Genomic DNA, 12249 nt, shown 5'->3' with positions numbered 1-12249 from the left:
GCTGAATCTGGCTTAACTCAAGGAGAACAAAATCATGATAGATCAACGTGCGATCGCGTCAACCTTACCTATTCCTCCCCTGGAAAACGGCGATAAACTCACCCGCATCGAATTTGAGCGCCGCTACCATGCTATGCCCCAGGTGAAAAAAGCGGAATTAATCGAAGGAATCGTTTATATGGCATCACCGTTACGCCTGAGAAAACATGGAGAACCTCATGCTCGAATCATGACATGGTTGGGTAACTACTGGGCAACAACTCCCGGAGTCGGATTAGCAGACAATACAACGGTACGTCTGGATACTGATAACGAACCGCAACCCGATGCGTTATTGAGGATTGAGGTAGGAGGACAATCCTGCATCAGCGATGACGATTATGTCGAAGGTGCGCCAGAATTGATTGTAGAAATTGCCGCCAGTACCGCTTCCATCGATTTACATGACAAACTTAACGTTTATCGCCGCAATCAGGTACAAGAGTATTTAGTGTGGCGGGTGTACGATCAGCAATTCGATTGGTTTAAGTTACAAGAGGGTACATATATCAAGCTAGAACCCAATGAAAATGGTATTATTTGTAGTGAAACCTTTCCTGGCTTGTGGTTAAAACAATCCGCCTTACTTGCTGGAAATTTAGCCAAGGTATTGGAGATCGTCCAACAGGGGATAACCACAGCAGAACATCAGATGTTTATTAAGTCCTTATCGAGGGAGTAATCATGGGACGAAAAGCGAAACTCAAACAACTTCGACGCCAAAGTCAAGGACAAGAACAGTCGCCAACGTCAACACAACCGAACCATTTTGAGTCAACCCAATTCGTGCAACAACTTCAAGTTGAAGGCTATAAGCTTGATCAAGCGCAGCATTCTCCAGACGTGCCATTGCCAAAGCCGTTAAAAAAACCCAATCCCCAGTTATAAGTATTTACAGCCAAATTTTAGGGTGCGTTAGCGGAGCGTAACGCACCAATAAATCCTTAACATAGCCGTACCATAGCAGGTTAGAGAAAGAGGACTTACAGTGTAACCTGTGCCGTTTCCAACCAATCAAAAATTCGGTCTAATTGCTCTAATGAAATGAGTCCGTATTGCCACAACGTCATCGGTAATAGATTAGGACTCTCTTCCTGATGGCGTAAGGCTAAGGAAATTGCTGACGATGGGATCGCCAACTCTTCTCGTAAAAAGTGAATAAACTTGTCAAGTGCTGGGGATTTCATGGTTTTGGGTGTGGGATACTGGCTCTTGTTAGTAGTAAGGTACATCTAACGGGGATCAAAAAACCTCACCCATTAGAGTTATTCTAGTGCTGCATGATAGTACCGTAGGGTGGGCATTGCCCACCAGCATACCAGTCAGTACCATTGCCTTAACTTCCATACAAACGTTCACCTGTTCCCGGTAGAAGTGTCAGCATTCTCGGATTAATACGCTCTCCCACAGTGACTTCAATATCACCATCCCACTCTTCAATCGAGAGAACCTTATTCTCAGAACCTTCATAATCAAAATATCGACAACGTTCTGCTGTGCGGTGCAATGTTGTACCTGTACGTGTCATTTCTGCCACACCCGATTCTACACAGCGATAGATGTCACCGTCAAAGGTTAACTGCTTGGGAGGTTCTCCACTCACTTCTAACTGCTGCGTTGGCTCTAACAATGCCACTTCTACTCGGTCATCTTCATCTACAGAAAGCCAACAAATACGCTCTCCATCTTGCAGTAAATACTCGTACCAAGCATAGTCGCCAACATTGTAAGTCAGTTTTCCCTCCACTACCCAATCTGTCCCCATGTACTGGACAATATCACCAACTTCCAGGGTAAAAACGGTACGTTCTTCCAAGGGTAAACGCCCACGTTCACCGAACCCTGATAACTGTCCCCGTTGCTGAAGGACTAGCAAAACCACAGCCGTAGCAATAATTATAATAATTCCAATCCAAACAAATACCATCATCTGACTTATGACTGACTACTTATGGAGAAGGGCAGGTTTTGTTTAACAGTTAGCTAAGGCGGGTTTCGTTGTTCAGTTATTTTACCAATAGCTGACTGTAGTTCCTAAACCCGCCCCTACACGACGAAGGGCAGGTTTTGTTGAACAGTTATCGGTTAGTTAGGGCGGGTGCAAGTTGTTCAGTTATAGCGCTACGCGCTAGGCAATAGGCAATGGGCAATAGTTAGCTAGGGCGGGTTTCATTGTTCAGTTATTTCACCAATAGCTGAGTGTAGTTCCTAAACCCGCCCCTACAATTGACTAATGATTAATAGGCTGCCCAACGAGGGTCAGATTGATACCGCACAATCACGGGATGAGAGAGGCGATTTACCTGCACATTTCCTATTTGGACATCCCCAGGCAACTCAAATAAATGCTGCAAAATCGGCTCAGTCAGATAGCGCGTTGACACCGATAATGTCAACCTATCCGCTTGAATCGAGTGCCGCGACGCCAAAACAAAACCCCAGGGTCCAAAACTGGGAACACCCACCACATAAGGATGAGTTGATAATCCCACATCCGATAGCGTTGCTACAATACAGCTTAGAACATCTGGGGCAAAAAAAGGACTCGATGCTTGGGTGACAAAAACGCCATTCTCTGCCAGTCGCGGTAACAAACGCTGGTAAAACCCTTCAGAATACAACTTGGCAAGCACTTCTCGGTCAGGGTCAGGAAAATCGGCGATAATGACATCAAAGGTTTCATTTAAAGTAGGTGCTGTAACAAAAGCATCGCCGTTAATCACCTGAACACGCGGATCAGTTAACGCCCCCCCATTTAACCGCACCAACTGGGGATGAGACTCGGCTAACTTGACCACTTCAGCATCTAACTCAATCAGCACCACCTGTTCCACCTCTTCCCACTTCAGCACTTCCCGCAGCGCCATCCCATCCCCTGCACCCATGACTAGCACACGACGCCTATTCTGACTCGCACTCATCGCCGGATGTACTAAGGCTTCATGGTAGCGGTACTCATCCAAGGTGGACAGTTGTAAATCCCCATCCAAGAACAATCGCAAATCTTGTCCTCGGCGCGTCAAGACAATCCGTTGATAGGGAGATTGAATCCGGGTAATCACCGGGGCTTGATACAACGTATTTTCCAGCCGATTACTGATGGGAATCGCGGCGGGTGCGGATAATGTCAGAATAACGCCTAAACCTAAGCCTAGATATCCCCAACGGCGCAGCCGAGGAAACTGCTGTCCAATAGCAAACACCATAAAGGCGGGTAATGCGCCCAGCACAAAAGCGGCGGGAAATAAGCCAATTAGCGGTAATAGCAAGACGGGAAACAGCAGCGAACCCAACAACGCGCCGACATAATCCAGCGCCAAAACCCCAGCCAGCGCCTCCCGCACTCCCTCCTCTAATTCCAGCACTCGCGTCAGTAGGGGAACTTCTAAACCCGCTAAAATGCCCAGTAATATAGTGACCAGGAATAATCCCAACCAGAGGAAACCGTTTACCACAAATAGGGCAAATAGTCCTAAGGGTAATAATGCTGTCAGGGGAGCCATTAGCAGTTCAACCTGAACAAATGCCACCAGGAGTTGGCGTTGTTGGAGCCAAGGAGGGGACTTGGAGGCGATAAACTGACTTAAGTAAGAGCCAATCCCCATGGCGGCTAAAAAGCCACCCACGGCTACTCCAAAAGACAGCGCTTGATTCCCTACTAAATAGCTAGCCAGGGTTCCCAGTAAAAGTTCAACCGCTAATCCACAGCTAGAGGAAACCGCCGCCGCCGCCAAAAGTAGCCGACGTTGCAGCCGATTTAATGATGAAACCGGGGGTTGAGTGACGGGTTCAACATTGGAGTTGTCTGTTGAGACTCCTTGATCTGCCATGAATTTTTAGTCAGTCATCAGTTATCAATGTGTGTCAAGGACTTGGGAACAGGGGGAGATGGGGGAGCTGGGGGAGATGAGGGAGATGAGGGAGATGGGGAAAATGAGAGAACTTTCCTTGTCTGTGTAATCAGTGTCAATAAGCTCTCACCTCCCTACCCCTATCTCTCCAATAAATCCGTGAAATCAGTGTTTTGACAAATGACAAATGACGAATCCCTATTTTCCTGCACTTGGACCGCCGCCACGAAACCCCCTATAAGATGACCGATTGGGTAGAATAATCCAGGTTCCGCCACGATAATCGCCCGATAATCCTGTTCCATGTCGGGGCCAATAGTTATCCTGTTTCTCGGATCGTAGGACGAGGGCAGAACGCTGAGTATATCCGGCTGTAATTGTCAAGAGGGCGATCGCGATCGCAGCCCCAGCAAAAATCTTAGTTAACATTAGTTAAACTCCTAGAATAAACAGAGTTTTGAGTTCTCACTCAGACAGTGAACGAGTGCTGGATCAGGCATGTTTATCTTGGGGATGATCCGATAAATCCGATAAAGGAGATGGGCGAATATGAACAACCTCAACGGGAACAAGAGTGTGGTTGCGATCGCGCACCGTCAGCTTGGTCTGATCCACGGGTGCATCTGGCGTCACCTCGACATGAAACCCATAAGAACTGCGAGGGTCTAAGGTGAAAAAACATTGGAGTTGATGCCTCCTGGTATCTTCTGTTCCCAAGATGAAATGCATAGGCATAGCACGGGCATAGACTTGTTCCCCATAAGCATCATTAATCACCAGACGGGCGGTGAGTTGTCGGGGTGAGGTTTCGTCAGCTTTAACATTGATCTTGACCCGCACGAGTTGATCAGCCCCTCCCACCGTAGCGCGTCCACTGGGATCGCTATCCTGAATTGTTTTCGCGATCGCGGTTTTCCCTGACACGGGTGTGGCAATGATCGCGATAATTCCCAGAATTGTCGAACCGATTAAACCTGACCACAAATAGCGGGTATCAACCACCCCATTTTCCACTGTCACCTTAAATCCCACAGGTTGTTCGAGTTCTTGTCCAGAGGTGTTACCATACCCCAACACGGCAATTGCCACGGTTATTTGCTCATTTTTCTTTGCCTGAACGTCGAGTCCTCCCTGCAAATCCGATTCCGACCAACTCCCTGACTCTCCATCCTCGTACCACGTCCCCGACTCACTCCAGGCTTCCTTCCTTGCTGAGGCGATCACGTCTCCATTTTGGTCAAGAATTTGAATTTCGTAGATCACCCAGGTATTGCTTGGCAGCAATGCTCTCACATCAATCCGCAACGCACCAACCAGCCGAGGTTCGAGTTGTATCGACTCGAGTTCAACCGATGCCTCTGGCTCAACAGATACCCTCTCCGATACCAGCTTTTTATAGAAAAACTGAGACCCCATCAATGCCAGTAGCACTAATCCTGCTGCTCCCAGAGCAATATAAGACCAGGGATCGATAAAACGACTAGTTCGCTGAGTTTTGGTAGTAACTGGCATTGGCTTGAAGTTCAATTCAAATCGTCTAGAGAACTGAAACACGTCGTCTCAGTCTATTGCTGCTTCTGTTTAATCGGAGAAACTAGCGTAAGTACCTGGATATAAAGTTCGTTGGGCTGAGTTAAGAATTGTAAAAAACCTCAAGTCCTTGTTCCTGTTCCCTGCCCGTGAGTTCCCTAATCTTAACCGTAAACTTTAATGAAAGTCCGACTACTTAGTACAATTCTATCGTTAGGAATGATTACCGAATCCGAATCCGGATTCCCGAAGAGCGATCAATCACCTCTGAGCGTTGGATGCGGACTCTACCGGATCGCGATCGGCGTCTGGTAGACCGGGGTGTATCAATAATCACAGGGTCAACCAGGACAGAATCGGAAATCGTGGAATCGATAATCGTGGGGTTAATTAGCGTAGAATCACGAATGGTTCCCCGAATCGGTTTTTTATATCGACGATAGTCGCGATCGCGATAATTGCGATAGGATGAACCTCCAGAGGAAAAAGTACAAGGTCGTCCGGTGACTGGATTAACTGGCACTGGCGCTGGAATTGGGCTACCGTAAATCACTGAAGAACAGCGTGATGACTGAATGGGTCTAGCCTCTACAGCGCTATCCCCCACTATCATCCAAGCGACTCCCACGGTTAAAGGCGTGAGCATAATGTTCAGCCAACGGTGTTGCAGGAGAGAAAATTTCAGCATTATTTCACCTCAAAATAGGTTATATAGCGAGTCAGCGATTTAGTGAAGCGCAAAATTTATCCTGTATCCGGCAATCCTATTCCCTTATCAGTGTACCTATCCAAGCTGAATACGGATGTCAGTCCAACCTTACGCGAATATCAGGTTGACCCATTAGTTCCTTAGCGCTTTAATTCCGGCAGGTTTTCGTGTAATTTCAATATACAACCCAACAGCCAGATACAACTTCATCCAATGGCACTAACTTAGTGTCTAAATAATGATGTCAAGTTTTTGACCAATGACCAATGACCAATGACAAAGAACAATTCCGCATCGAATACCAAACCGGACAAGCTACCTTTGAGCGAGGGGACTATCGCACGGCGGTGAAGCATCTCGAAAAAGCCTGCACCTTGATCAACCGCAATTCTCGCGTCGGCGGAGAGGCGCAAATGTGGCTAGTTACAGCTTATGAAGCCGCCGGACAGCAAACTGAAGCGATCGCCCTCGGTCAGCAATTAACCAAGCATCCTGACCTGGAGATTCGCAAACAGTCCACAGGCTTACTCTACATCCTCCAAGCCCCCCAACTCAAGCGACCCGAAGAATGGATGACCAAGATTCCTGATTTAGGTGCTATTTCTGAAAGTGATCCTAGAGATCGCCGAGGTAGTGGGGTGACTAGAAGCAATCCCAGTTTGAAAAAGTCAGTTGAACCGGAGGCGATCGATCTGAGTACGGTTAATACCAAAGATAATCAGTTTATCTGGGTGGCTCTGGTTGTTATTGCTGCATTAGTGGGTGGACTCTTATGGTGGGGAATTTAACCCTAAAACTGTTCCCTGTTCCCAGACGTGCCATGGCACGTCTCTACATTGCTTCCCCTGCTTCCCCTGCTTCCCCTGCTCCCTATCCTCCCACAAGACTTACAGCTCTTTGCGCTGTAATAAAATACAGTAGATCAAAGTCCCCCTTCAGATCCCCCTCCCGTCCCCCTTTTTAAGGGGGAAGCAAAAGGATGCTTCGCTTTTTTGGCACGGGGAAACCAGAGGATGCTTCGCTTTTTTGGCACGGGGATTTAGGGGGATCGACAATGTACCGCATAGCAGAGCAAACTGCTGTATTCAGCAGACCCTACTTATTTACCATGGACTACCTATCATCGTAAACGCTGACCAAAAATAGGGATGAGATAAGTCTTTATCCCCAATCTCTGCTAATTCTGGCGGTAGCGTAATACTCTCCCCACTCCCCAATAATTTCCCCTCTTCTAACCGCACTTCTCCCCGAATCATTCCTAGTTGCGCCTGTCGCAGCGCTTCGGATTTAATCGGTGCTGTCTCTAACTGACGATAAAATTCGGTCATTAATCCCAATGTCGCTTCATCGCTGACATACCAGAGACTCCCCAGTGCCGATTTTACCCCCGCTTGTACCGCTAATCCCGCAAAGCCTAATTCCGCTTCTTCATCCCCCACGGCGGTGCGACAAGCACTTAGAACTAATAATTCTACTGTGGGTTCATACAACTTTAACTCACGCAGTTGATCAAGGCGTAGTTTGGTATCCCATAACTGAATATAAGAGTTTTCCGGGCGTCCCGATTTAAATTCACCATGAGTGGCTAAGTGGACAATCCCAAAGGGTTGTAGTTGACGCTCTTGTTTTAGGTTTTCCAGGGTAAACTCTTGGTTGAGGAAGGATTCTCCTTGCCATAGTTCTTGGGTAATCGCGGCTAATTCTACCGGGACAGCTTTTAAGGGGTTGGCGTCGGTAAATTCAGAGGCTCCCATTGCCAAAACTTGGAAGTCATTAATATCGCGATAGCGGGTATCGGTTAAGCTGATACTAGGCATTAAACCCGCACTATATTTTTCAATCAGGAATTGTTCCCCATCGTGGAGAGCCAGTAAGGGAATGGAACGCAATCCCCCATCCATGATAAAGCTGAGATTTTGAATCCCTTGGGTTTGTAATTGGTCTTCAATTGGGGCAATTATCCATTGATACAGTTGTTGGGCTGGGGCTAAATAACGGTTGGTACTGCGTGTAATTGGATTAGTAATCGCACGGCGTAATTTTTGAGCTTCCGCTAGAACAGTAGCGCGAGTTGCACCGGGAATGGGCATAAAGATGGGTTCCCCAGTTGGTGTAACGACAACCAGTTGCAGTTGGTCATTATCTTGGGGAACGGGATTAGTTAAAGAACCGGAGTTTGGTGTAATTCGGGTGGGGTAAAAGACGGTATAAATTAGAGCGGGTTTTTGACCTGTGGCGGATTCAATCTTGCTCAAGGTTATCCGAATTTGCCTTAAACTGCTAACGGAAGGATTGAAGATTCCTAGATATTGTTCAAATTCGCGGGTAAATAATTCTTCTAAGGGGAAACCGCGACGGTTCAGTGTAACGGTGAGAGATTGCGGCGGTTCAGCTTGGGGTAATAAGTCTTGGAATTGTTGTAGAAAGTCGAGAGTGGTAATAATTTGAATCGCACCTTTGCTGTAGGGACCCGGAAAGGATTGGAAGGGTAAGATTGAGTTATTGGCGCTGGTTGTTAAGGCTCCAGCCGTACCGTTTATCGTAGCATCACCAACATCAAAGGATATTCCTCTGGCTCCACCATCATGGCGAATAATAATTGTCCCTTCACCAACACCCCCCGCCGTAGAAATGCTGGCAATGATGTTATTTTGGTCGCTAAATGTGCCAGTCGCCTGGAAGAATTGTTCGGTGGTAATATCAACGGTTCCGCCTGTTCCTTCTGTACCCCCTTGGGCGTCAATTAGGGTAACTTGAATCCCATTTTCGGGGTCTAACTTGACAGTTCCGCCATTTCCTGATAATGAACTGGTATTGATTTCTTGGGTAATAATGCGATCGCGTGCTGTAACGGTAACATTTCCCCCCCCTGTTTCTCCCGTTGCGATTAAGTCACCGCTTTCGACTGCACCTGTTTGACTTTCCAGGCTAATATCACCGCCAACACTCGTGGTACTTGAAGTGTCGAGGGTTCCCGCCAATAGGTTATTCTCCGCTATCAGGGAAATATTACCGCCTGCGCCAGTGGTAGAAGAGGAATCCAGAGTGGCTGCGATCGCGTCGATGGTATTTCCGGTTATCGTAATCGTACCGCCATCCGTATCGATAGGAGATTGGAGTGCGATCGCGCCCGCTCGTAGTTGCGCTTTAGCGCCGATCACGCTCAAATCACCGCCTCTAGTGGAGATAGCGTTATTTAAGCTGAAACCCTCTGCGAAGGTAAGAGAAAGACTTCCTCCCTCGGTGTTGAGACTCTCATCTGAAGAGAAAACAAGATTACTCAGGGGATTAGTATTTCCCGCGATAATATCCGCACCACCGATAGAAAGGGTTTCGGGGAGGGTAATGTCTCCCGGAGTATTCAGGGTTAGACTATCGCCACCTTTGTCAGTTGAACCGAATCGTATCGCGTCGCTAATTGTGATCTGATTTCCAGCCGAGAGGTCAATTTTACCGCCACTCCCATTGGTAGAACTCGCATCAATTTCACTGGCGTTAATCTCGTCAGCCGCGTCAATAACTATCGCGCCACTCGCGCCATTTTCTGAGGATGAGTTAAGGGTTCCAGCGCTAGTATTAATACTGCCATTACTGCTGGTAATTGTAATATTCCCCCCAAAGCCTTCGCCAAAGCGTACACCTGCAAAGATGTCTGCTTCGGCGATAATATCTCCACCTGCTTTAAAGGTAATATTTCCGCCACTCCCTGTACCTGTATCGGTGGCGCTTAAACCTGCTTTGACGGTATTTATGGTAATGCTACCTGCTGAAGCCTCAAGAGTAATATTACCGCTTTGACCATCCACAGAAGATGTATCTAGAAAACCTCCAGTAGCATTAATACTACCCCTATTGCTGATCAGATCAATATCTCCACTACCTAATTCGCCAAATGAGTTGATATTACCTGTGATAATATCGTCACTCGCTTCCAGACTGACTGCACCACTTTGGCTACCAGAGACTGTTGATAGAGTACCAGCGCTAGTGTTTATCACTCCGGCGTTTGACCGACAGAGGATTCTATCGTGGCGGTTATGATATCGTTTTCAGCCTCAAGGGTGATTAAACCGCCGTCACCATTATCTGAGGATGTAAATAAAGTGCCAACGCTGGTATCGATACCGCCTCCGGTGCTAGTGAGGTTAATCTCTCCACCGCTTAATTCACCTCTTGCTTCAATGTCACCTGTAATGATGTCACCAAATGCAGTGATTGTGACATCACCACCATTGGCGTTGGGAGAACCAGTACCAGCATCAGTATCTATTTTTCCACCACTTATATCTATTGAACCTGCTTGACTGGTAATAGTAATGTTGCCAGCACTACCAGCATCTTCTGATTCTCTCCTCGCCCATTGGTTCTCCAGATAAGTTGAGAATCGAAATATTACCACCACTGGTAAAATGAGCATCTCTGGAAATCTTGCCATCACTGACTAAACTCAGATTTCCCCCACTCACAAACGGGGTGTCTGGATGATTCAGCGCCAGAATATCAATTCCATTATTCCCCTGAATATAAAGATTCCCCCCGGCTTGGGCTAAAAAAGGACTGGTGTGGTTATCCCTTACCAATACTGTATCCTTCGCCAATAGATTTAAATCCCCCGTTGTTACCAAAGAAGGTGCAACGCCTTCCCCAACCGGAACTAAGGTTATATCCCCTTCAGCCGATAACGTTGCTGTGTATCCTGTTACCTGATTAACAACAATATCTCCAGCTTCTGCTTCCACATCCGCCGCCGTGATTCTCGTCGCTTCAACCACACCCCCATTCGTCAACAATTCCGGTAACATTAACGGTTCAATCGCCAACAAATTCCCCTGATTATCTGTCGGTAATTCAACCTCCAAACTCAGAAGCTGTCCCTCTTGAGTCAACCGTACCCGACTCGTTCCCGGTACTGTCATCACTGAAATATTACCGTCTGGTGCTGTCAAACTCCCCGTACTCAGCACCCCGCCACCAATCAGCGCAAGATTCTGTCCTTCTGATACCTCTAAATCACCCGCATTAATAATCGCTCCGGGCTGCACCGTCTCAAATTTAAATCCATTCGGATTTGGGTAGGGAACAATATGGGGAGCCTTACAAGTATTTTGCCGTAGAAACCTTGATATAGTGTTAATTCAACTCCCTAAGAATGTCGGTTACCAATAATAGCGCGATCGCGAATACCAAGCTGCGGGTTACTTATGTATGTTTGGGGATGAACGCTAAAACTATTACGGCATAAAGCTTAATGCTGGATTTAGTATATTTGTCCGAAAATACTTCAGTTTAGGGCGCATCTAAACAACCCTCAAATTGAGGCGTATAAATTGCGTTCCTCTCTCGGCATTGATAAATATATAGATATAATATATTTCTTCAAAATAGCTAAGATTGATTAAGCGTACTGCCTGCGTAGGCGGGCAAATGAACTTATCCGAGTTTGAGCTTTTAACACTCCATAAGCTCAACTTGATGAGCTTGATGACTTTCCACTAATTGATAGGAATCAACGTAAGCAGCATCCACATAGTGTTCCCTCGGTAGCCAGTCTTTTTCGGCTAATTTATGATGAATTAATGATGTCAAGACACCATCGGGAGTTGTCGCTACCGTTGTCTCTACATTGGTAATTATATTTGGCGTGTCCGGGTCACAAGTTTCCGTCAAGTGAACTTTATATCCTGTCCAAGTTTTCTCTCTTTTTTTTCCCTTTCTTGCCTCCGTGTCATAGGGCGATTCAATCGAGATTGAGTTGGGAGGTAATCCCGTTTTTTCTTTTTTCCTCCATAACAATCTTCCCTCTATAAATACATACTGTTGAATCCACACCAGTCTTAAGGTGGCTACGCTCTCAATTTGACGCAACTTTTCGGCTTGTGGGTCATCTTCACTCCATAACTTTTCCATGAGATGGTGTCCATCCCTGCCAATTAACAATGCTATTTCTTCCCGTTTGGTTTTCTCTTTGGGTAACCGATAATTCTCAAATCGCTCACTGTATCGGTCAAACCCGTCTTCTGATATAATTTCTTGTAGCCATTCCGGTGCAAGTTTAGCTATTTGATTCAGTGTGGCTCTTAGGGTTTCGCCAACTAATTCTAAACGATTAACTTGACGTAT

At 46.7% G+C, this 12249-nt stretch carries 12 protein-coding genes and 1 pseudogene; 3 read left to right on the top strand and 10 right to left on the bottom strand.

The annotated features are described in order from the left end of the window. Nucleotides 1-34: 34 nt before the first annotated feature. The gene (locus tag RID53_RS12275; RefSeq protein ID WP_446388373.1) at nucleotides 35-721 is read left to right on the top strand and encodes a Uma2 family endonuclease; all 687 of its coding nucleotides are present in this window, start codon (nucleotides 35-37) and stop codon (nucleotides 719-721) included. A 2-nt stretch (nucleotides 722-723) separates the two neighbouring features. Beyond that, complete coding sequence (locus RID53_RS12270) at nucleotides 724-927, top strand: hypothetical protein (protein ID WP_446376743.1); 204 nt, start codon at nucleotides 724-726, stop codon at nucleotides 925-927. A 95-nt stretch (nucleotides 928-1022) separates the two neighbouring features. On the opposite strand, the gene RID53_RS12265 is transcribed toward RID53_RS12270, so the two are convergent. The 6 genes from RID53_RS12265 to RID53_RS12240 all read right to left on the bottom strand — a co-directional run bounded on the left by RID53_RS12265 (nucleotide 1023) and on the right by RID53_RS12240 (nucleotide 6108). Further along, nucleotides 1023-1226: a DUF2949 domain-containing protein gene (locus tag RID53_RS12265; protein ID WP_446376741.1), complete on the bottom strand. Its 204-nt coding sequence runs from the start codon at nucleotides 1224-1226 to the stop codon at nucleotides 1023-1025. A 149-nt stretch (nucleotides 1227-1375) separates the two neighbouring features. Continuing rightward, complete coding sequence (locus tag RID53_RS12260; protein WP_446388531.1) at nucleotides 1376-1966, bottom strand: DUF4178 domain-containing protein; 591 nt, start codon at nucleotides 1964-1966, stop codon at nucleotides 1376-1378. 310 nt (nucleotides 1967-2276) lie between these two features. Further along, nucleotides 2277-3869, bottom strand: coding sequence for a polyamine aminopropyltransferase (locus RID53_RS12255; RefSeq protein WP_446388372.1), 1593 nt, complete (start codon nucleotides 3867-3869; stop codon nucleotides 2277-2279). Nucleotides 3870-4088: 219 nt separating this feature from the next. Then, nucleotides 4089-4319, bottom strand: a complete 231-nt coding sequence (locus tag RID53_RS12250; protein WP_446388371.1) for a hypothetical protein — start codon at nucleotides 4317-4319, stop codon at nucleotides 4089-4091. Between the two features lie 63 nt (nucleotides 4320-4382). After that, nucleotides 4383-5402 (bottom strand): hypothetical protein, encoded by a 1020-nt coding sequence (locus tag RID53_RS12245; protein ID WP_446388370.1) that lies wholly within the window; start codon nucleotides 5400-5402, stop codon nucleotides 4383-4385. Nucleotides 5403-5643: 241 nt separating this feature from the next. Beyond that, nucleotides 5644-6108, bottom strand: coding sequence for a hypothetical protein (locus RID53_RS12240; RefSeq protein WP_446376733.1), 465 nt, complete (start codon nucleotides 6106-6108; stop codon nucleotides 5644-5646). A 287-nt stretch (nucleotides 6109-6395) separates the two neighbouring features. On the opposite strand from RID53_RS12240, the gene RID53_RS12235 reads away from it, so the two are divergent. Continuing rightward, nucleotides 6396-6917 carry a hypothetical protein gene (locus RID53_RS12235; protein WP_446376731.1) on the top strand — a complete coding sequence of 174 codons (522 nt, stop codon included), beginning with the start codon at nucleotides 6396-6398 and terminating at the stop codon, nucleotides 6915-6917. Between the two features lie 315 nt (nucleotides 6918-7232). Here the strand turns inward: RID53_RS12235 and RID53_RS12230 are convergent, their stop codons facing one another. The 4 genes and pseudogenes from RID53_RS12230 to RID53_RS12215 form a co-directional block, all read right to left on the bottom strand. Continuing rightward, complete coding sequence (locus tag RID53_RS12230; RefSeq protein ID WP_446388369.1) at nucleotides 7233-10127, bottom strand: CHAT domain-containing protein; 2895 nt, start codon at nucleotides 10125-10127, stop codon at nucleotides 7233-7235. After that, complete coding sequence (locus RID53_RS12225) at nucleotides 10124-10528, bottom strand: hypothetical protein (protein ID WP_446388368.1); 405 nt, start codon at nucleotides 10526-10528, stop codon at nucleotides 10124-10126. The genes RID53_RS12230 and RID53_RS12225 overlap by 4 nt, the downstream gene beginning before the upstream one ends. Continuing rightward, the gene (locus tag RID53_RS12220; protein WP_446388367.1) at nucleotides 10458-11171 is read right to left on the bottom strand and encodes a hypothetical protein; all 714 of its coding nucleotides are present in this window, start codon (nucleotides 11169-11171) and stop codon (nucleotides 10458-10460) included. Before RID53_RS12220 ends, RID53_RS12225 begins: the two co-directional genes overlap by 71 nt. Nucleotides 11172-11577: 406 nt before the next feature. Beyond that, nucleotides 11578-12249, bottom strand: a pseudogene (locus RID53_RS12215) (IS5/IS1182 family transposase); the annotation flags it as partial.

This window comes from Coleofasciculus sp. B1-GNL1-01 (assembly GCF_040220235.1).
In the GTDB taxonomy this organism is placed as follows: Bacteria; Cyanobacteriota; Cyanobacteriia; order Cyanobacteriales; family Coleofasciculaceae; genus Coleofasciculus.
Note: the sequence above shows the minus strand (reverse complement) of the source record. Positions and strands in the feature narration are given on the sequence as shown.

What these genes read in the sequence shown, in the direction of transcription:
- RID53_RS12275 (WP_446388373.1), top strand. Translation starts at nt 35, where the DNA reads ATGATAGATCAACGTGCGATCGCGTCAACCTTACCTATTCCTCCCCTG.
- RID53_RS12270 (WP_446376743.1), top strand. Translation starts at nt 724, where the DNA reads ATGGGACGAAAAGCGAAACTCAAACAACTTCGACGCCAAAGTCAAGGA.
- RID53_RS12265 (WP_446376741.1), bottom strand. Translation starts at nt 1,226, where the DNA reads ATGAAATCCCCAGCACTTGACAAGTTTATTCACTTTTTACGAGAAGAG.
- RID53_RS12260 (WP_446388531.1), bottom strand. Translation starts at nt 1,966, where the DNA reads ATGGTATTTGTTTGGATTGGAATTATTATAATTATTGCTACGGCTGTG.
- RID53_RS12255 (WP_446388372.1), bottom strand. Translation starts at nt 3,869, where the DNA reads ATGGCAGATCAAGGAGTCTCAACAGACAACTCCAATGTTGAACCCGTC.
- RID53_RS12250 (WP_446388371.1), bottom strand. Translation starts at nt 4,319, where the DNA reads ATGTTAACTAAGATTTTTGCTGGGGCTGCGATCGCGATCGCCCTCTTG.
- RID53_RS12245 (WP_446388370.1), bottom strand. Translation starts at nt 5,402, where the DNA reads ATGCCAGTTACTACCAAAACTCAGCGAACTAGTCGTTTTATCGATCCC.
- RID53_RS12240 (WP_446376733.1), bottom strand. Translation starts at nt 6,108, where the DNA reads ATGCTGAAATTTTCTCTCCTGCAACACCGTTGGCTGAACATTATGCTC.
- RID53_RS12235 (WP_446376731.1), top strand. Translation starts at nt 6,396, where the DNA reads ATGACCAATGACAAAGAACAATTCCGCATCGAATACCAAACCGGACAA.